The organism is Steroidobacter gossypii (assembly GCF_016801985.1).
GTDB classification, from domain to species: domain Bacteria; phylum Pseudomonadota; class Gammaproteobacteria; order Steroidobacterales; family Steroidobacteraceae; genus Steroidobacter; species Steroidobacter gossypii.
In genome coordinates this window covers 745,398-765,621 of sequence record NZ_JAEVLS010000001.1, presented here as the reverse complement: position 1 = coordinate 765,621, position 20,224 = coordinate 745,398, and the positions used below count along the sequence as shown (strand labels likewise).

The 20,224-nt window shown below is 63.7% G+C and carries 15 protein-coding genes; 13 read left to right on the top strand and 2 right to left on the bottom strand.

What is annotated here, in order from left to right; genetic code table 11:
* Window positions 1-1,464, bottom strand: a complete 1,464-nt coding sequence (locus tag JM946_RS03370; RefSeq protein WP_203165722.1) for a PAS domain-containing protein — start codon at window positions 1,462-1,464, stop codon at window positions 1-3.
* Window positions 1,465-1,939: 475 nt separating this feature from the next.
* On the opposite strand from JM946_RS03370, the gene JM946_RS03365 reads away from it, so the two are divergent.
* The 9 genes from JM946_RS03365 to JM946_RS03325 all read left to right on the top strand — a co-directional run bounded on the left by JM946_RS03365 (window position 1,940) and on the right by JM946_RS03325 (window position 12,255).
* The gene (locus tag JM946_RS03365) at window positions 1,940-2,629 is read left to right on the top strand and encodes a response regulator (protein ID WP_203165721.1); all 690 of its coding nucleotides are present in this window, start codon (window positions 1,940-1,942) and stop codon (window positions 2,627-2,629) included.
* Window positions 2,630-2,938: 309 nt separating this feature from the next.
* Window positions 2,939-4,414 (top strand): PAS domain-containing sensor histidine kinase, encoded by a 1,476-nt coding sequence (locus tag JM946_RS03360; protein WP_203165720.1) that lies wholly within the window; start codon window positions 2,939-2,941, stop codon window positions 4,412-4,414.
* A gap of 59 nt (window positions 4,415-4,473) precedes the next feature.
* On the top strand, window positions 4,474-5,196 hold the full coding sequence (locus tag JM946_RS03355; protein WP_203165719.1) for a response regulator: 723 nt from the start codon (window positions 4,474-4,476) through the stop codon (window positions 5,194-5,196).
* A gap of 24 nt (window positions 5,197-5,220) precedes the next feature.
* Window positions 5,221-7,620 (top strand): PAS domain-containing protein, encoded by a 2,400-nt coding sequence (locus JM946_RS03350; protein WP_203165718.1) that lies wholly within the window; start codon window positions 5,221-5,223, stop codon window positions 7,618-7,620.
* Window positions 7,610-8,785, top strand: coding sequence for an EAL domain-containing response regulator (locus JM946_RS03345; protein ID WP_203165717.1), 1,176 nt, complete (start codon window positions 7,610-7,612; stop codon window positions 8,783-8,785). The genes JM946_RS03350 and JM946_RS03345 overlap by 11 nt, the downstream gene beginning before the upstream one ends.
* Before the next feature lie 188 nt (window positions 8,786-8,973).
* On the top strand, window positions 8,974-9,585 hold the full coding sequence (locus JM946_RS03340; protein WP_203165716.1) for an RNA polymerase sigma factor: 612 nt from the start codon (window positions 8,974-8,976) through the stop codon (window positions 9,583-9,585).
* A complete protein-coding gene (locus JM946_RS03335) occupies window positions 9,578-10,201 on the top strand; it encodes a hypothetical protein (protein WP_203165715.1) in 624 nt (207 codons plus the stop codon). Before JM946_RS03340 ends, JM946_RS03335 begins: the two co-directional genes overlap by 8 nt.
* Entirely contained in the window at window positions 10,198-11,097 is a 900-nt protein-coding gene (locus tag JM946_RS03330) for a DUF4097 family beta strand repeat-containing protein (RefSeq protein ID WP_203165714.1), read from the top strand. The genes JM946_RS03335 and JM946_RS03330 overlap by 4 nt, the downstream gene beginning before the upstream one ends.
* A gap of 201 nt (window positions 11,098-11,298) precedes the next feature.
* Window positions 11,299-12,255, top strand: coding sequence for a diguanylate cyclase (locus JM946_RS03325; protein ID WP_203165713.1), 957 nt, complete (start codon window positions 11,299-11,301; stop codon window positions 12,253-12,255).
* A gap of 19 nt (window positions 12,256-12,274) precedes the next feature.
* On the opposite strand, the gene JM946_RS03320 is transcribed toward JM946_RS03325, so the two are convergent.
* Window positions 12,275-15,553, bottom strand: a complete 3,279-nt coding sequence (locus tag JM946_RS03320; protein WP_203165712.1) for a PAS domain-containing protein — start codon at window positions 15,551-15,553, stop codon at window positions 12,275-12,277.
* A 247-nt stretch (window positions 15,554-15,800) separates the two neighbouring features.
* Between JM946_RS03320 and JM946_RS03315 the strand changes: the two genes are divergently transcribed.
* From JM946_RS03315 to JM946_RS03300, 4 genes are all read left to right on the top strand, one after another.
* Window positions 15,801-17,999, top strand: coding sequence for an AsmA family protein (locus JM946_RS03315; RefSeq protein ID WP_203165711.1), 2,199 nt, complete (start codon window positions 15,801-15,803; stop codon window positions 17,997-17,999).
* An 86-nt stretch (window positions 18,000-18,085) separates the two neighbouring features.
* Window positions 18,086-18,658, top strand: a complete 573-nt coding sequence (locus tag JM946_RS03310) for an SRPBCC family protein (protein WP_203165710.1) — start codon at window positions 18,086-18,088, stop codon at window positions 18,656-18,658.
* 48 nt (window positions 18,659-18,706) lie between these two features.
* A complete protein-coding gene (gene mutY / locus JM946_RS03305) occupies window positions 18,707-19,840 on the top strand; it encodes an A/G-specific adenine glycosylase (RefSeq protein ID WP_322110889.1) in 1,134 nt (377 codons plus the stop codon).
* Window positions 19,841-19,948: 108 nt separating this feature from the next.
* On the top strand, window positions 19,949-20,221 hold the full coding sequence (locus JM946_RS03300; protein WP_203165709.1) for an oxidative damage protection protein: 273 nt from the start codon (window positions 19,949-19,951) through the stop codon (window positions 20,219-20,221).
* The last annotated feature ends 3 nt before the right edge of the window (window positions 20,222-20,224 follow it).

The following is a 20,224-nucleotide window of genomic DNA, read 5'->3' as shown; positions in this document are numbered from 1 at the left end:
TCAGCCGCTCGCTGCGAGACGCTTCTTATCTTTGCTCTGCCGTAGTAGGTGCAGTGGCGCCGTCAAAGTGATTCTCGTGCCCGTGCCGGGTTCGTCGAAACTGATGGCGCCGCCGAGCATGCGCGCGCGATATTCCATGATCTTCAGTCCCATGCCGGGACGTCCCTGCGCCAGACCTGCACTGAGCCCGATGCCGTCGTCGGCGATGGCGAGCTGCAGTTTGCGACCGGTCGAGCGCAGATCGATGTTGATCGAGGTGGCGCGTGCATAGCGAGCGGCGTTGGTCGACGCCTCCTGCGCGATTCGATACAGATGCGTGGCCGCGCCTTCTTCGAGATCCGGCAGCTTCTGGCCGCCCATGGTGAAGGTGCACTCGAGGCTGTACATATCCGTGCAGCGAGCAACCAGATGCTTCAAGGCTTCCGGCAAGCCGCCACGCTCGAGGTTGACCGGCGCAAGGCCGCGCGCCAATGAGCGAGTACTCTGAATCGCGCGCGCGAGCAGATCGGTGATCTTGGTGACCTGCGCCGAGTACTGCGGCGACTCGCGCGCCATCTGCATCTCGAGGCCTTTCATCAACAACGACAAACCCGTGAGCTCCTGCCCGAGGCCGTCGTGCAGATCGCTGCCGAGGCGACGCTGTTCGCGATTGGAGATTTCCAGAATCTCCTGCTCCAGCTCTTTACGCTGAGTGACTTCCTGCACCGTACAGACCAGGCCCGACACGTTGCCATGATCTCGCAGCGGCACGTGCGTGAACGTGAACCAGCGAACCGAGCCGTCGGCACCGATCCACGCGCGCTCCTGATCGGTGAGCGGGCGACCGGTGCGCATGGTCGTGGCCGCCTGCGATTCGATATCGACGACGTTCTCTTCGCGCCACAGCTCCGACAGCCTGCGGCCGAGCACTTCCTCCCGCGTCTTTTTCAATGATTCGAGCAACGCGCGGTTGACGACGGTCAGACGATTGTCGGCGTCGACGGCATAGATGATCTCGGGCAGGCTGTCGATGAGCGTGCTGAGCAGGATGCGTTGTTCTTCCAATGCGGTCTCGGCCCGACGCCGCTCGCGACGCACGCGCGATTCGGCGAGCGCGCGATTCACCACCATGGGTAAACGTTGCAAACGATCTTTCAGCACATAATCGGTGGCGCCGCTCTTGAGCGCTTCGATGGCGCGCTCCTCGCCGAGCGAGCCGGACACGAAAATAAAAGGAATGTCAGCCGATCGCTCTAACACGATGCGCAGCGCCGTGAGACCATCGAAGCCGGGCAAGGTGTAGTCGGCCAGCACCAGATCCGGAGGCGAGCCCGCCAGCGCGGCCCGAAAGTCGCTCTCCGACATCACGTGTCGCCAGGTGATGTCCAGATCGTTGCGGGCCAGCTGCAATTGAATCAGCTCGGCGTCGTTGGGATCGTCCTCGAGCAGGACGAAGTGCAGCGGTTCTGTCGAATCCGATTTCATGCTGAAAATTTCCGCAAGGCGCGTAGGGACGTTCGGCCGTTGTGGGTGAGCCGGGCGCGCTTCATAGTCTGGCCACCGACGGTTGTCCGAGTCGTACCCCGGGTCGTGTAAGGAGCGCCAAGCGTGGACCGTAGCACCCCTGACGCACTGTGGAAAATGGGGATTGCTCACCGGTTGTGCGCCCCCGAGATTGAATGGTAGAGGACACGAGCGCCCCGGTTGTGCGCCCCCGAGATTGAATGGTAGAGGACACGAGCGCCCCGGTTGTGCGTCCCCGAGATTGAATGGTAGGGGACACGAGCGCACCGGTTGTGCGTCCCCGAGATTGAATGGTAGGGGACACGAGCGCACCGGTTGTGCGTCCCCGAGATTGAATGGTAGGGGATACGAGCGCCCCGGTTGTGCAACCTCGAGATTGAATGTATTGGAAGTAGCGCGCGTAGCAGCACGCGCGCGTCCGCTGAGAGGAAACATTATGGCCGATCCAACAAGGATCCTGATCGTCGATGACCACCCGTTCGTCCGCGAAGGTTTGAAGCAGCTGCTCGCCGGGCAGAGCGAATTCGTGCTCCAGGCCGAGGCGGCCTCGGTGCAGGCGGCGCAGGACGCCATTCAGGGCGAAGAGCCCGACGTGGCCGTAGTCGATCTGGCGCTGGGCCCGGACGACGGTATCGAGCTGGTGCGATGGATCCGCAGTGATCATCCCAATGTCCGCGTACTGGTGCTGTCGATGCAGGACGAAGCGCTCTACGCCGAGCGGCTGCTGCGTCTCGGAGTCAGTGGTTATGTCATGAAAAATGTTGCCGGCACGGATTTCCTCGGCGCTTTGCGCAAGGTCGCTCGTGGCCAGCGCCACGTGAGCTCCGCGATGGGCGAGCGTTTGCTCAGCCAGGTGGCGCGTGGCCGTTCGCCCGCGGCGGATGAAGATCCGGTCTCGGCCTTAACCGATCGCGAGCTGGAAGTGTTTCGCCTGATCGGTGAAGGCATCAGCACGCGCGAAATCTCGCAGCGACTGGATCTGTCGATGAAGACCGTCGACGCGCACCGGCGCCACATGCGCGAGAAGCTGAACCTGCGCTCGACCAGCGAGCTGATCCGCTACGCCACGCAATGGGTGTCCGATAAAGGCTCGCCAACCGGCTCCGCTTCCAGCGGTGCCCATTAAACGGTTCTCTGCACGATTTACTCAGTCGTCGGCTGGGTAAAGCTGCTCGGATGCCGGCCGCGATTGTGACGCAGATCACAGCGCCGCCGTGAGCGAAATCTGTTCGCGCCCTTGCCCTGCAATATAAGTGCTTGCGCGGGTTGGGGTTTATCGCCAAGCGAGACATCCACCACAGTCCCGCCAAAGGCGCGCACACCGCCTGTGACATTAGGGGAGTGGCTGATATCCCCTACAACGCCGCTCCAACACCATGCTCCCACAGGTCTCGCGGACCACGATTGCTCGCCGCGGGGCAGGGAACCACACGGTTTGAACACAGCGAAGACAATCGACTTAGCCGTCGGCTCTCCGGCCGAGGACGGACTGCGCTCGACACTGCAGACGGACGCCATTCGGCAGCTCGTCGGCGCGGTGGCCGAGTTCGTGTTCGTGGTCGATCGTGGGCTGCGTATCCTGATGGCCAATCGCGGCATCGGCGGTCGCACGGCCAAGCAGGTCGAAGGCGCGCTCATCACCGATTTCTTCCCACCGAGCCTGCATGCGCGCGCCCTGTCGACGCTGCATCGAGTGCTCGCCACGGGCCAGGTCGACGGTTACGTCGCCGAGATCGAAGGTAACGACGGGCAGTCGCGGCACTTCGACGTGCGCGTCAGCCCGATTCGCGCCGAACAGAAGATCGTCGCGCTCGCCGTGGTCACGACTGAAACTACCGAGCAGGTCCGGGCCGAGCGCGCCATCGCCACTCAGGCACGCATGATCGAGTCGATGCTCGAAGGCGTCGCGGTGATCAACGAGCACGGCGTCATCGAGATCACCAATCCCGCGTTCGATACCTTGTTCGGCTATGGGCGCGGCGCGCTCATCGGCCGCAACATGGCCACGCTCGCCGGCTGGCCCTTCGAGCAGCCGGAGCGCTGGCAATCGCTGTCAGACAAGCAGGGTCGCTCGATGCAGGTCGAGTTCGACGGTCGCCGCGCCGACGAGACCCATTTCGCCGCACTGGGCGTGCTGTCCCGCTTCGAGATCGCGGGCAGCAATCACAGCCTGCTGGTGCTCCAGGACGTGAGCGAGCGCAAGCAGCTGGAGCGCGCCATCCTGCAAGCGGTCAGCCGCGAGCAGTACCGCATCGGTAATGATCTGCACGACGGTCTGGGTCAGGAGTTGACCGGCATCGCACTGATGCTGCGTGGCCTGGCCGGCCGCCTGACGACCGAGTATCCGACCATTCTGCCCGAGATCGAAGGCATCACCCGACTGGTGAACAACTCGATCGAGAGCACGCGCGCCCTGGCGCGGGGCCTGTCGCCGGTCAATCTGGAGCGGGGCGGGCTGTCCGACGCGCTCGAGGGCCTGGCCATGCACGCCACGGAGCTTTACGGCGTGCAGGTCACTTGTACTCATCGTGTGAAGACCATTCGCCCGTTGAGCACCGAATTGGCCAATCATCTGTATCGGATTGCGCAGGAAGCGGTTCGGAACGCGGTCCGCCACGGTCAGGCGCGGTCTATACGACTGCATTTACATGGGGCCCGCGCTAAGGTTCGGCTGACGGTCACCGACGACGGTATCGGCATGCCGTCGGACGCGGTGGACGCCCCGGGCCTGGGTTTGAAGATCATGCGCTACCGGGCGCGGATCCTCGGCGGCGAAGTTCGTTTCGAGCGCGGTGCGCCGGAACACCCGGCGGCGGAGGCCCGGCCCGGCACGCGTATCGTTTGTGAATGTCCGCTCGAACCCGCGGCCGACGCCGCCAAGGCGCGTCGTCCTCGCCGTCGTGCGAGCTGAAGAGTGTTGTCGAAAGGGCCTCGGCCGCTTCCGACCAGAGCAAGTAGCAGGAGTATGCAATGAGCGTTGGGCCTTCTTTGTTCAAGCCGGCACACAAGCCTCAGGGTGTGTCCAAGGACCAGAAGCGCCGCGTGCTGATCGTGGACGACCATCCCATCGTCCGACAGGGATTGCGGCGGCTGATCGAAGCGGAGCCGGATCTGGAAGTGTGCGGCGAGGCGGAGACCGCCCGCGAAGCCAAATCGCTGATCCGTGAACAGGAGCCGGATGCGGTGATCGTCGACGTGTCGCTCAAGCAAGGCGACGGGCTGGAACTGGTGAAGGACGCGCGCGCGCACTATCCGGCGTTGCCGTTGCTGGTGCTGTCGATGCACGACGAAGCGATCTATGCCGAGCGCATGCTGTCGGCCGGCGCGAACGGCTACATCATGAAGCAGGCCGCCTCGGATCAGTTCCTGATCGCGCTCCGCCGCGTGCTCGATGGCGGCATCTACGTCAGCGAAGCGGTCGGCAACAGCATGATCGAAAAGTTCGCCTCCGGTGGGGCGTACATCTCCTCGAATCCGGTCGACAGTCTCACCAATCGCGAGCTGCAGGTGTTGCACATGATCGGCAAGGGCCTGTCGACGCGGCAGACCGCCGAGGCGCTCAACCTGAGCGTCAAGACGGTCGAGTCGCACCGTCAACGTATCAAGCGCAAGCTGTCGCTGCGTACCTCGGCGCAGCTGATGCAGTATGCAGTGAACTGGTATGCGGGGAGGGAGCCGGGCGCGAAGCCGTAATCCGGCCTCGTCGCCACACTGGCTATGAACTCACTGCAAGGACTGCTCGGCGGGAACGTCGTCACCCTGGTCGTGGGCGTTGTCCTCGGCCTGTTGCCGGCCATTGTTTCGCTGGTCTTGTTACAACGGCTGCGCAACCGCCTGCGCCGCCGGCATGCCCAGCTCACCGCCGCCAACCGACGCAATCAATCCATCGTCGAAGGCTCCGGCGAGGGCGTGCTCGAGCTCGATAACGTCGGTCACGTGCGCTACGCCAACCCGGCTGCCGCCAAGATGCTCGGCTACGAGACCGAAGAGCTGGCCGGGCTCGACTATCGCGTGCTCATCAACACGCAGGAAGACGGCGACTCGCGCACCGATCCGGTCCGTCGCGTGCGATACACCACCGACATCATGCGCGGCGTCGGCGCTTTGCTGCGAAAGAAGAACGGCACGTTCCGTCCGGTCGAGTACAAGATCCTGCCGGTCACCGAAGAAGGCGCGTCGGTGGGCACCGTGCTGGTGTTTCGTGACATCGGCGAGCGAGTGCGGCTCGACAATCTGCTCAAGGACATGCAGGCCACCGCCAAGATCGGCGGCTGGGAATACGACGTCATCAGCAAACAACTGCATTGGACCGAAGCCCTGTACGCCATCCACGATCTGCCGGTCGGTCATCTGATCGACATTGAAGCGCACCACGCGTTCTTCGATCCCGAGGATCGGGTCAAGCTGCAGGGCGCCGAGCGCATGGCGCTGGAAGCGGGCCTGCCCTCCGATCTGCTCTTGCGCATGACCAGCGCGCGCGGGCGCCAGCTCTGGGTGAGAAGCATCATCAAGGCCGAGCGTCGCGGCGGCAACACGGTGCGTCTGCACGGCACGATTCAGGACGTGACCGATCTCGTCAGTGCCGAACGCAAGCTGCGCGAAACGCGCGACTTCTTCGAGCTGACGTTGAACGCCGTGCCGACGCCGGTCACCTACGTGAACTCGAACATGATCGTCACGTATGTGAATCGGGCGCTGGAAGAATGGTACGCACTGCCTGCCGATGCCGTGCTCGGCCGGCCGCTGCGCGAGAGCATCGGCGAGGAGCGTTTCCACGAGATCGAACCCATGATCAGGCAGGTCATGGGCGGCGAGTTCGTCCGCGTCACCCAGAACGGCATCCGCAACGGGCGCCCGCGCGAGTGGCAGAACCATTTCGTGCCCCAGCTCGGACCGAACGGCGAAGTGCTGGGCTTCTTCTCCATCGTTTATGACCTGACGGAACAGAAGCGCCTCGAAGCGCGTCTCATGCAGGCGCAGAAGATGGAGGCCATCGGCCAGCTCACCGGCGGCATCGCGCACGACTTCAACAATCTGCTCGGCGTGGTCATCGGCAATCTGCAGCTGCTGGATCGCAGCGTGGCCGAGACTCCGACCCTCGCGAGAAAGGTTCATACGGCGATGCGTGCGGCTGCGCGTGGCGCCGATCTGACGCGCCGTCTGCTCGCGTTCGCGCGTCGGCAGATTCTGGCGCCGGCGGTGCTCGATCTGAATCGTCAGCTGTCGGGCTTGAGCGAGCTGGTCCAGCGCACCATTGGCGAATCCATCGAAGTACGTATGATCCAGGCGCATGATCTGTGGCACACCAGCGCCGACCCGGGCCAGTTCGAGAATGCGATCTTGAATCTGGCCATCAATGCGCGCGACGCCATGCCACAGGGCGGCCGTCTCACGGTGCGCACTCAGAACGTCACGCTCGACGCCAAGTTCTGCAACGACTATCCGTCCATCGAACCCGGCGACTTCGTCGCCATCAGCGTCAACGACAACGGCGTCGGCATGGACGCGGAAGTGTTGAAGCGCGTGTTCGAGCCGTTCTTCACCACCAAGGAATCCGGCAAGGGCAGCGGCCTGGGCCTGGCGATGGTGCACAGCTTCGCCGAGCAGGCTGGCGGCATCGCCACCATCGAAAGCACGGTGGGCACGGGCACCACGGTGACCATCTATCTGCCGCGTTCCAAAGAGGAACAATCGGAGCGCGAAGACACGATTGTCACGCGCGTGGCGCCGGGCGGCACCGAAACCATTCTGGTGGTCGAGGACGATGCGGATCTGCGCGACACCGTGGTCACTGCGCTCAGCCAGCTCGGCTATCGCGCACTCTCGGCTGCGAACGGCGCGGCAGCCGTGCGGATCCTTTCCGGACCGGAGCGCATCGATCTGTTGTTCACCGACGTGATGATGCCCGGTGGCATGCTCGGGCCGGCGTTGGCCAAGCGCGCGCGCGAATTGCGCCCCGACATCGATGTGCTCTTTACTACCGGCTATGCCGACAATGCCGTGCTCGCCGGCACCGCCGGGCTCACGTCATCCGATGTAATCCATAAACCCTATCGCAACGAAGATCTGGCTATGCGTATCCGCCATGTCCTCGATAGGGAGGCCCGTGTCGCCTGAGCATTCCAACAAACTGCTGGTCATCGACGATCAGCCCGACCTCTGCGAATTCATCTCGGAGGCCGCCGCCGGTCTGGGTTTCGAGTCCAAGGGTGTGACCGATCCGGAAGCGTTCCGGCGCGCCGTGCAGGAATTTCAGCCCACGGTGGTGGTGCTCGATCTGCAGATGCCCGGCGCCGACGGCATCGAGCTGCTGCGGTATCTGGGCGAGCGCGGCAGCAAGGCGCAGATCCTGGTGGCGAGCGGCATGGATCAGCGCGTGCTCGCGACGGCTCAGCAGATTGGCAAGGCGCATGGTTTGCAAATGCTCGGTGCGCTTCAAAAGCCCATCCTCCTTGCCGATCTCGAGGCGACGCTGCGCCAGACCCTGCGCAGCGACACGCCGATCAGCGCCGCCGCGCTGACCGCCGCGCTCGATAAGCGCGAAATCATCGTCCACTACCAACCGAAGGCGACGCGGATCGCGCCGAACCGCTGGATCGTCGAAGGCGTGGAAGCGCTGGCGCGCTGGAATCATCCCACGTTGGGTTTCGTCTCGCCGGTGCGCTTCATTCCGCTGGCCGAGAAGAACGGCTTGATCCGTCGCTTGACCGAGCAGGTGCTCGAGACCGCGCTGTCCCAGTGTCGGGCGTGGGATGCGGTCGGGCTGCAGTTATCGGTGGCGATCAATCTTTCGCCACAGTTGTTGAACGATCTGGCGTTCCCCGATCAGGTTGCCCGCATGGCCGCACAGGTGGGCGCGGACGCCCGCCGCATCATTTTCGAAGTGACCGAAAGTGCGGCCATGTTCGATCCGGGCACCACCATGGACGTGCTGACCCGCATGCGGGTGAAAAACTTCGGCCTGTCCATCGACGACTTCGGCACCGGTTATTCCTCGCTCAAGCAGCTGTACCTGATGCCGTTCAGCGAACTGAAGATCGACACCTCGTTCGTGCGCGACGTGTTCGCTCACGAGGACGCCCGCACCATGGTCGAGACCATGGTGCTGCTCGCTCACAAGCTGCGCCTGACCGCCTGCGCCGAAGGCGTCGAGTCCCAGGAGGTGCTGGACTTCCTCGACTCGGTGGGCTGCGATCGTGCCCAGGGTTACTTCATCGGCCGCCCCATGGCCGGCACCGCGCTGGAAATCGCCGTGCGCGAGTGGAACAGCCGGCAGAGATAAGCCGGCGCGCGGCCTGTCGGCAGCCGCTGCCGACAAGCAGCCTGGGCTGACAAAAAGCCCATTACTGTTAAGCTCTTACCCCAGGTAAACATTCACCTGCCCTCGGTTTTAAACCTTCCTCCGAGGGTCCGCATCGAACTCCACAAAGGCGGACGTAACAACGCGAACGGAACGGAAGAGGGGCGAACTTGCAATACGGCGCTGGCGCCAATGAACCGGTCCCGGGGGTTGCCCGGGCCGAAGACCCTCTGCTCTCCGACGCGAGCCTGGTGACGGCTGCCCGGGGTGGCGATATGCGCGCCTTCGAGCGCCTGTATCGCACCCACAGCGGCAAGGTGATGGGCCTGTGTCTGCGGATGACGCGGCGACGGGACGTGGCGGAGGATTGCGTGCAACAGACTTTCATCAGAGCGTGGCGGAACCTGCAGGCCTTCGAGGGCCGCAGCGCCTTCGGCACCTGGCTGCATCGAATCGCAGTCAACGAGGTGTTGAGCCACGCTCGCAATCACGGCACGCGTTCCGAATCCAACGACGAAGCCATCGAGAACGCGCTGGCGGAACCGGCCGATGGCAGCAAAGAACACGACGCCGGCGAAGTGATGGACGTGGAGCGCGCGCTTGCGACCTTGCCGGAAGGCGCGCGTCACGTGGTCGTCTTGCAGGCCGTGTACGGTTACAGCCACGAAGAATGCGCCGACATGCTCGGCATCGCAGTCGGCACCTGCAAGGCGCAACTGCATCGCGGACGCCGTTTGTTACGCGAACGCATGGGCCTGACGGCGGAGGCGGACGATGAGTGACCAACGCCACAAAGACGATCCACTGAGCCAGATGTTGGCTTCGCTGCCGCGCGAAGTGCCGCCGGAGCGCGATCTCTGGCAAGGCATTCAAGCCGAGATCGCCAAGACGCCGATCGTCACCGACACCGCGCCGGTCGTGCATTTCGCATCGACGCGCTGGTTTCAGATCGCCGCGGGGTTGCTTCTCGTGCTCGCGACATCCTTCACCACGTTTGTGGTTACGCGCCAGTCCATGGAAAAGGACGCCGCCATGCAAATGGCTCAACAGCAGCAGCAATCACAGCAGCAAGTGCCGATGGCGGCGCCGCCCCTGAATGCGATGCCGGCGAGCTTCGGGCCCGAGGTGTTGGGCGCCGAATACATGAAGGCGCGCTCGGATCTGAATCAGCGCTTCGAGGAGCGCATCAAGTCGCTGTCGCCGTCGACGCGCGCCAAGCTCGAACGCAATCTCGCCGATCTGCGCCATGCCGCCGAGGAGATTTCCAAGACCCTGGCCGAGAACCCTTCCGATCCGCTGCTGCAGGATCTGTTGATGTCCACTTATCAGCGCGAGCTGCAGTTGCTCGCCGACGTAAGTGAAGTGCCATTGAGCAATCCTGTGAGGACCGATCTATGAACGCCCCTGTGTCAGCCGCCGTGCAGGCCGTGCTGTCGATGGCTCTGCTGATCACGGCACAGCACGCCGGCGCCGAACAGATTTCCAAAACGCTGGCCGCCGACGCGCGCGGCGAAGTGGAAATCACCAATGTTGCCGGCTCGGTCGAGGTCTCGACCTGGGAGCGCGCCGAAGTGCAGGTCGACGCCGATCTCGGCAGCAGCGTGGAACGTCTGGATTTCCGCCGCGACGGCTCGCGCACCATCGTTAGAGTCGTGCTGCCTCGCTCGACCGGTTCGGGCGGCACCAGCGATCTGATCGTGAAAATCCCGCGCGATAGCGGTTTGGCCATCACCACAGTCAGTGCGGAACAGAGAATCACCGGGGTGCGCGGCGCGCAACGCCTGCAGGCGGTGAGCGGGGACATCGAGACCGAATTCGGTCCTGGCGATCTGGAGCTGAAAACCGTCAGCGGCAACATCCTGGCGCACGGCAGGGACAGCAAAGGGCTGGTGCGCGCCACCACCGTCAGCGGCGATCTGCGGATCACCAAAGCGGGCCCCGAGCTGGAACTGAACACCGTTTCCGGCGATATGAATGTCACGCTCGACCGGCTCGACCGGGGCCGCATCAAGACCACCAACGGCGATCTGGAGCTGACCGCTGCGTTGAGCGACGGCGCTCGGCTCGAAGCGGAGGCCATCAACGGCGATCTGAGCTTGCATCTGCGCGGCCAGATCAACGCCGAATTCGATATTGAAACTTTCAATGGCGATATCGACAACTGCTTCGGGCCCGAGCCCCGGCGCAGCCGCCAGTACGGGCCGGGCAACGAGCTGCGTTTCACCGAGGGCAAGGGCGACGCGCGCGTTCATATCAAGACGCTCAACGGCACGGTGATGGTCTGTAAGCGTTAGACCTGCACGGGATTGTGACGGTGTTCGCACCTGCGCTGGCGCCGCTCGCTGCGCGATGATTCGGCAACGGCGACATCGGCCCCGAATCGAAAGTCACAATGCGCGGTGTGTCACGTAGGCGCTCCGGGGTGGTCGCAAATGTGATTGGGTGCCGGCCACGTGCTTTGCGGCTGAACCCCGCAGCGGGTACGATCCGCCGCGATGTCCCCAACCTCCGCCGACAACTCGCCCGCACAGCCTGCCTGGCGCATTCTGCTCGTGGACGATGAGCCCACGCAGCGGCTGATCATGGCGCGGCTGCTCAAGCGGGGCGGCTATGAGGTGGAGATGGCGGCCAATGGCCGCGAGGCGCTCGCCAAGCTCGAGCAGGGCGATTTTCCGCTGATGATCACCGACTGGGAAATGCCCGAGATGGATGGCGTGGCCCTGTGTCGGGCGCTGCGCTCCAAGGAACAGGGGTACACGTACATCGTGCTGCTCACATCGCGGGACGCGATCGAACATCTGGTGGCCGGCCTGCAGTCCGGAGCGGACGACTATCTCATCAAGCCGGTGGTGGAGCCCGAGCTCATCGCCCGGCTCAATACCGGTCGACGCATCGTCACGCTGGAGCGCTCGCTGCGCGCCGCCAACGAAGAGAACCGTCGACTGTCCATCACGGACCCGCTCACCGGCGTTCACAATCGTCGCTTTCTGATGGAGCAGTTGCCCCGCGAGATCGATCGCGCGGCGCGCTACGGCCGGCAGCTGTCGGCCATCATGTGCGACGTGGACTTCTTCAAGAAGATCAACGATACGCACGGCCACCTGACCGGCGACGAAGTGCTCAAATGGTTCGCCCAGACGCTCCGGAGCGGAGTGCGCACCAGCGACTGGATCGCGCGTTACGGCGGCGAAGAGTTCGTAATCGTGCTACCTGAAACCAATGTCGGCAACGCCGCCACCGCGGCCGAACATCTGCGCAAACATATCATCGACACGCCCTTCAAGACGGGCGACCAGCAATTCACGGTGTCGGCCAGTTTCGGTGTGTCCGGGTGGCGCGACAGCGTGCCGCAAGGCGCGACGCTCGACGGCCTGATGGCGCGCTGTGATTCAGGCGTCTACGCCAGCAAAGCCGCCGGCCGCGATCGCATCACCACCGCCAGCCTGGATTGAAATATCCCGGGCCGGCCGCTCAGCCCGCTTTGGCCGCGGCTGTCGGCACGTACCGGTTCAGGAACTCCGTGGCACGCTCCAGCTCCGTGGCCAATTGCGCCACCAGTTGCTTGAGCCGCGCCTGATCCTGGCTCGCGGCCTGCATCTCTAATGCATGTGACAAATCTCGCAATGGCTCGGCGTGGATGTTCGCGCTGGCGCCTTTGAGCTTGTGCGCGACCCGGCTCAAGCGGATCCGATCGAGCCCGTCCAGCGAGGCGTGCGCTTCCATGAGCGCTTCTTCCCCGCTGGCGATGAATGTTTCCACCAGCTCGCGAGTGAACTCCGGATCGCCGTCGGTGAGCTCGTGGAGCCGGGCCAGATTCACCGGCACGTGATTCAAGGGACTCGAATGTGACATCTGTTCCTCAGCGGCGCCGACACGCAGGCCGAACCTGGTCAGGATTTCGTGCAGCCGCGGGATCTCCAGCGGCTTGGTGAGAAATGCATCCATGCCCGCTTCCATGCAACGCTGCAGCTGGCTCGCCATGGCGTTCGCCGTCAATGCGACGATGGGCACATGGCGTCGACCGTCGCCGGTTTCCCGTTCGCGAATCCGCAGAGTCGCGCTCAGGCCGTCCATCACCGGCATCTGGAAGTCCATCAAGATCAAATCGAAGCTGGTCTCTTCGCAGGCGCGCACCGCTTCGTAGCCGTTGTCGGCGACACGCACGGTGCAGCCCAGGCGCTCCAGAAAACGCACCGCCACCTTTTGATTGACGGCATTGTCCTCGACCAACAGCACCGTGCCGCGATAAGCCGCGGTCAGCGGATTCGCGAGCGTGTTGCGAGTGACGATGGGCTGGCTTTGCATGTGCCACTGCTTCGAATCGTGCGCCAGCACCCGATCCAGACATTGCAGCAGCTCACGCGCGCGGATCGGCTTGGTGAGATAAGCCGCGAAACCGAGTGAAGCGAAGCGATGGATATCGCCGTGACCGTCTACCGAAGTGAGCATCACGAGTCGCGCTTGTGACAATTGCTCATCGGCATTTACGCGTTCGCCCAAAGTCGCGCCGTCCATGTCATGCATGCGGTGGTCCACCAGCACCACCTCGAACGGCTGGCCGTCGATGGCCGCGGTGTGCAGCAGGCTCATGGCTTCGATGCCGCCGCCGGCCAGACTGACTTCGAACCCGGCATGCATCAGCTGCCCCGCCAGCACGCGTCGATTGGTTTCGTTGTCGTCCACCACGAGCACGCGGCGGCCCAGACGATTCAGATTCACAGCTGCAGCCGGCGGCGCGACCCCTTGCGTCACTGCCGCCAACGGCAACATGAACCAGAAGCGCGAGCCCTTGTTGATCTCGCTGTCCGCGCCGACATCGCCGCCCATCATCTCCACCAGCCGACGCACGATCGACAGGCCCAGGCCGGTGCCGCCAAAGTGACGTGTCGTGGAGGAGTCCGCCTGCACGAACGGTTGGAACAAGTTCTGCAACGTGCCCGGCGCGATGCCGATGCCGGTGTCGCGAACGTCGAAACGTGTCATTCGCGCGCCGCCGCCGGGCTGGTCGCCGCTGACCTCGATGACGATCTCGCCGGCGCGCGTGAACTTGATGGCGTTGCTGACCAGATTGATCAAGCACTGCCGGATGCGCTGCGGATCGCCCACCACGCGATCCGGAACATCGGGATGGATGTGCACCACCAGCTCGAGATTCTTGGCCGCGGCCTGGAACGCCAGCATCACCGCCACATCTTCCACGATGTTGCGCAGGTCCAGTTCCAGCGTTTCGATGTCCAGCTTGCCGGCTTCGATCTTGGAAAAATCCAGGATGTCGTTGATCACGATCAGCAGCGAGTCGGCGCTGGAACGAATCGTTTCCGCGTAGTCGCGCTGCGTGCGCTCGAGCGGGCTTTCCAGCAGCAGGCCGGTCATGCCGATGATGCCGTTCATCGGAGTGCGGATCTCATGGCTGACGTTGGCGAGGAACTCGCTCTTGGCGCGATTGGCGCTTTCGGCCGCTTCAGTGGCTTGCAACAACGCTTCGCGCGCCGCGCGGGCTTCCGTGACATCTTGCAAAGATCCTGACAAGCGCCACGGCCGGCCTTGTGCATCCCGCTCGGCAGTGGCGCGAGCGCGATACCAGCGATAGTCCCCTGAGCGCGTGCGCAAGCGAATTTCCACGTCGTAAGGCAGACGTTCCTGAAAATGCACGCGCGTCGCGACGGCCACCGCTGCGCTGTCTTCGGGATGCAGAAATTCTTTCAGGAAATTGCGCTCCGGGAGCAATTGATCGGGCGGATATCCCAGCAGCTCCGCGACCCGAGGCGAGTGCCACGATGCGCCATCGGCGTCCATCTCCCAAAGGCCGTCCTGAGTGCCGTGGATGGCGCGCTCCAGGCGCTGCTGCGTCAGCCGCAACGCATCTTCGGCGAGTTTCTGTTCATGCGCATCTTGAATGGAGCCGGCCATCGACCGCGGGCGACCGTGCTCGTCGCGCTCGGCCGTGCCGCGATGTCGGAACCAGCGATACTCGCCGCTCTTCATCCGCAAACGGAGCACCAGGTCGAACGGCGTGTCTTGATCGTAGTGCTGTTGCAGCCTCGTGCGCGCCACATCGACATCGTCCGGATGCACGAGGTTGAAGCCGGAGCCCGGCTCGGTCGGCAGCTCGGCATCTTCATAGTCGAGCAACGCGTGATAGCTCGAGGAGTACCAGATACGCCCGGTCACCAGGTCTTTTTCCCAGTGACCTTCGGAGCTGGACAGCGAAGCGCGCTCCAGACGTCGTTCCACATCGCGCAACATCTGTGTCTGTTGCTGAAGGCGCTCGGCCGCTTCGATTTCGTTGGTGATGTCCCACGACACGCCGAGCAGTTGCACGTGACCGTTCTCGCCTCGGAGCAGACGCGCGTGCGTTTGCATCGTCAGCATCCGGCCGCTCATGCTTTGGATGCGGTAGCGATAGGAGATGCGGTCCTCGCCCCGGTCGCGCGCCTCGACCCAGAGCGTCTTCACCATGGCGCGGTCCTCTGGATGAAACTTTTCCAGATACAGCGCGAGCGAGGGCTCGCCGGCGTCGCCGAAGATTTCGCGGTAGGGATTGTCGATCCAGACGAAGCGACCCGCCTGCGGATCGACTTCCCAGCAGCTGATGCCCGCGGCTTCGGTGGCGATGTTCAAGCGTTGCGCCAACATGCGCTCCTGGGCGGCGTGCTCGCGTGCTCGGGCCCGCCCATAGCCCCACAGCGCCCCTGCGCCCAGAAGGGCGCCGAACGCGATGCCGGCCAGATGCGTCCCGAACTCAAGCATCGATCACGGGTCCAATTGCCACCCCAGGCGGGCGAGCACATCACCTGTATCGGCAGCGAACAAGCAAGAACCACCATCTCATCGGAATTTCAGGGATGCCCTTAAGCGTCGCGGGGGCAGGCGGGCCGCCACTGTGAACTGCTTCTCGCCGGCCGGCGCCCCGTTTCAATCCGATCCGCGGCGCGGCTGTTAGAATCGGCCGCTTGTGTGAATTCGTTCACAGTGCGAATTGAATCGAGGACCAGACATGCGGGCACTGAAAATCGCCGGAATCGTCGTCGGCAGCATCGTGGCGCTGATCGTAGTGGCGCTGCTCGCGGTGCTGCTGTTCGTCGACCCGAACGACTATCGCGACGACATCGAGCGCATCGTGGAGAGCAAGACCGGCCGGCAGCTCACCTTGAGCGGCGAGCTCAACCTGTCGATCTTTCCCTGGCTGGCGCTCGAAGCGGGGCCGGCCAGCCTGGGCGAAGCGCCCGGCTTCGGCGACGAGCCGTTCGTTGCCATTCAGGAAGCGCGCGTGGGCGTGCGCCTGTTGCCTTTGATCCGCGGCAAGGTCGAGGTGGGCAATGTGCGTCTGGCGGGCGCTCGCATTCGCCTGGTCACCGACGAGACCGGTCGCAACAACTGGGCCGATCTGGGCGAGCAGCAGGAGCAAGCGCAGCCGGCGCCCACCGAGGAGACCACGATGGAAGTGCCGACCATCGCCGGCCTGGAGATCGAGGACGCCGCGGTCACCATCGAGAATCGCCAGGAGAAGACCCGGCAGGTGGTGCGTGACTTCAATCTGAAGACCGGTCGCCTCGCCTCCGGCGAGCCGTTCGAGCTCAGCACCGATTTCGTGCTGGATCAGGAGCCGTCGCTGTCGGCCAAAGTGCGTCTGTCCGCCACTGTCACCGCGGATCTGGAAGCCAATGCTCATCGGCTCGCCCAGCCCGAGATCGATGTGACGCTGACCGGTCAGGGCTATCCGCAGGAAGGCATCCCGGTGCAGATTCGCGCCGACGCACTGACTGCCGATGTCGGCAAGGAGCTGTATCGACTCGAAGCGCTGAATGTGACGACCAGTTGGAAGGGCGAAGGATTCCCGGCGGCCGGCGTGCCCATCGCGCTGCAGGCGAAGGATTTGAACGCCAACCTGGCGGCGCAGACCATGGAGCTGTCGGGCCTGACCATGGACGTCGCGGGCGCCCGCCTCACTGGCGCGCTCACTGGCAAAGAGATTCTGGATGCGCCAGCGCTGACCGGTCCGCTGAAGCTGGAGCAAGTGTCGCTGCGTGAGTGGGCGCCGAAGCTCGGTGTCGAGCTGCCGGCGACTGCCGATCCGAAAGTGTTCGAGAAGCTCAACTTCTCCGGCAGGGTGGCGATGACCAAGAGCTCGGCCGAGGTCGGTGACATCGTGCTGCAGCTGGATGACACCACGGCCAAGGGCATGCTCGGTATCGCCGATTTCGACGCCATGGCGCTACGTTTCGACTTGAACGTCGATCGCATCGATGCGGATCGTTATCTGCCGCCGCCGAGTGAAGAGCCCGCAGGCAAGCCGGCCGAACAGCCTGCGGCCGACCAGCCGCCGACGCCGATTCCGGTGGAAACATTGCGCAACTTGAATGCTCGCGGCCAGCTGCAGGTCGGTGAAGCGATCTTTGCGGGCATCAAGTTCACCAAGCTGCGCCTGGGCGTGAATGCCCGCGACGGCAAAGTGCGCTTCAATCCTTCGGAAGCATCGATGTACGGCGGCAACTACAGCGGCGACATCGGCATCGACGCCACCGGCAGTGTGGCCCGCGTGACGCTCGACGAACACGTCAGCGGCATCGATTTCGCACCGTTGTTCAAGGACTTTTTCGAGACCGATCGCGTGTCCGGCAAGGGCAGCGCCAACATCAAGCTGGCGGGCTCGGGCAAGGACACCGACGAGATCGTGAAGACGCTGACCGGCAACATCGACTTCAAAGTGGCCGATGGCGCCATCGAAGGCACCGATCTTTGGTGGGAAATCCGTCGCGCCCGCGCGCTGTTGAAGCAGCAGCCCGCGCCCGAGCGCAGCGTTCCCGTGCGCACGCCGTTCACCGCTCTGACCGGCAGCGGCGTGATGAAGAACGGAGTGCTGTCGAACAACGACCTGAACGTGGCCATGCAATATCTCAAGATCACCGGGCAGGGCACGGTGGACGTGCCGGCCAGCGCGCTGGACTATCGCCTGGTGGCGACGGTCATGAAGATCCCGCGCGAGGGCGCCGATACCGAGCAGGTGCAAGACCTGGTCGATGCCCAGATTCCAGTCAAGATCACGGGTGCTCTGAGCGATCCCAAAGTGCGCCCGGATCTGGAAGGCTATCTGAAGAACGAGGTCAAGCAGCGCGTCGACCAGGAAAAGGAAAAGCTGGAAGAAAAGGTGAAAGAAAAGCTCGGCGACAAGCTCAAGGATCTGTTCAACCGCTGAGCCGACGAAACCAAAGGCTGCCGACGGGCGACTAAGCAGTTGTGGATCCCTCACACATCTTTTCGCGCCGCCGGAAGTCACCTCTCATGCTGCGTTGGTGCGTCGTGCTCGCCATGGCGGCGCTGGTGTCAGCACCCGTTACGCAGGCATTCACCATCGAGCACAGCGAAGCCCGCTATGCCGACAAGCACTTCCGCTACGAGCTGGTGGTGACGCTGGACGCGCCCATCGATCGAGTCGACGAGGTGCTGCGCAACTATGCCGACTACCCCTCGCTCAACGCCCGCATTCTGAGCGCCAAAGTGCTGGAGCGGCCGGAACCGGGTATCGTGACGCTGGAGACCACCGTCGAAGTTTGTTTCGGCTGGTTCTGTCGCGATGTCACGCGTGTGGAGCGGGTGCAGGAGTCCAAGTACACGTTGGTTGCCGTTGCCGACCCGGACCGCAGCGATGTGAGGTTCAGCGAGACGCGCAGCGAACTGAGCCCGGCGCACCACGGCGCCACGCGTGTGAAGTACGTGACGAATGTCGTGCCCGGGTTCTGGGTGCCGGCAGTCGGCGGCCGTCGCATGATGCTGAAGATGTTGGAGACGGAAACCAGCGATCTGTTCATGAGCGTGGAAGAGAAGGCGCGGCAGCCCAAGCCCGCCAAGCCCTGAAAAAGATCGCCTTCGGCGTCGCGGCTGCAGCCATGGCATCATGTCGCCGTGGCGGCAAATATCACCAATCAGTTGAGCCTCGCGGCGGCGCAGACGGCGCGTCCGAGCACAGACCCATCTGCGTTTGCGGGCGAGCAGTTCGCCAGCGCCTTGCTGGCCTGGTTCGATCGCAACGGCCGCAAACATTTGCCCTGGCAGCAGCAGATCACGCCGTACCGCGTCTGGATCTCCGAAATCATGCTGCAACAGACCCAGGTCGCCACGGTCATTCCCTATTACGAGCGCTTCATGCAGCGCTTTCCCGATGTGCGGGCCCTGGCCGCGGCCGACGATGACGAAGTGCTGCATCTTTGGACGGGCCTGGGTTACTACGCTCGAGCGCGCAATCTGCTCAGGGCGGCGCGGCTGATCGTGGCAGAGCACGGCGGCGAATTTCCGGATGACATCGAAGCCGTGCAGGCGCTGCCAGGCATCGGGCGCTCGACAGCTGGCGCCATCCTGGCCATCTCGAAAGCGCAACGACATCCCATTCTCGACGGCAACGTCAAACGCGTGCTCACGCGCTGTTTCGGGATCCAGGGCTTCCCAGGTGAAACTGCGATCGAGCGGAAGTTATGGGCCCTCGCGGATGCATGTACGCCGGCGCAACGCGTCGCGCACTACACGCAGGCCATCATGGATTTGGGCGCGACAGTCTGTGTTCGATCGCGGCCGTTGTGTGTTGTTTGTCCAATGCACGAGCCGTGCATTGCCCGGCGCGATGGAATGCAAGCCATCCTGCCCACACCCAAGCCACGCAAGGCGCGGCCCGAACGAACTGCTTACGCCGCGATCTTGCGACGACCTGACGGCGCTGTACTGCTGGAGCGTCGACCGCCGACGGGTCTGTGGGGTGGACTGTGGACCTTCCCTCAGTTCGACGCACACGAGGACGCGCTGGCCTGGATGGAACAACGCACCGGTGAGGCGTCGCTGCCGACGCAGGCATTGCCGCCGTACTCACATTCGTTCACTCACTTCGATCTCACGTTGCAGCCCATCCTCCTCCACGCGGCGCGCGAGCAGTTCGCCATCGCCGAAGGCGAGCGATATTGTTGGTACGATGCGAAGCAGCCGGCGAAGATCGGCTTGGCCAAGCCGGCCGTGGATTTGATTCGCGGCCTGGCGGATCATGTGGCCTGAGCGGGACGTTGTATGTTGTGCATCCGGTGCAAGCCGGCGGTTTCACTTCTGTCGGTAGGCCGATCCCGCGCGGGGCGATCGTTGCAGGGTCAGATGGGCGGAGTTGTTATGGCGAGAATGGTCAAATGCGTGTTGCTGGGGGTCGAAGCCGAAGGGCTCGACTACGCGCCGTATCCGGGCGAGCTCGGGCAGCGCATCTACGAGAACGTTTCCAAGGAGGCGTGGCAGCGCTGGTTGAAGCACCAGACCATGCTGCTCAACGAATATCGCCTCACGCCCATCGAGCCCAAGGCGCGCAAATTCCTGGTAGCCGAGATGGAGAAGTTCTTTTTCGGCGGCGGCTCGGACAAGCCCTCGGAGTTCGTCCCTGAAAACGACTGAGCG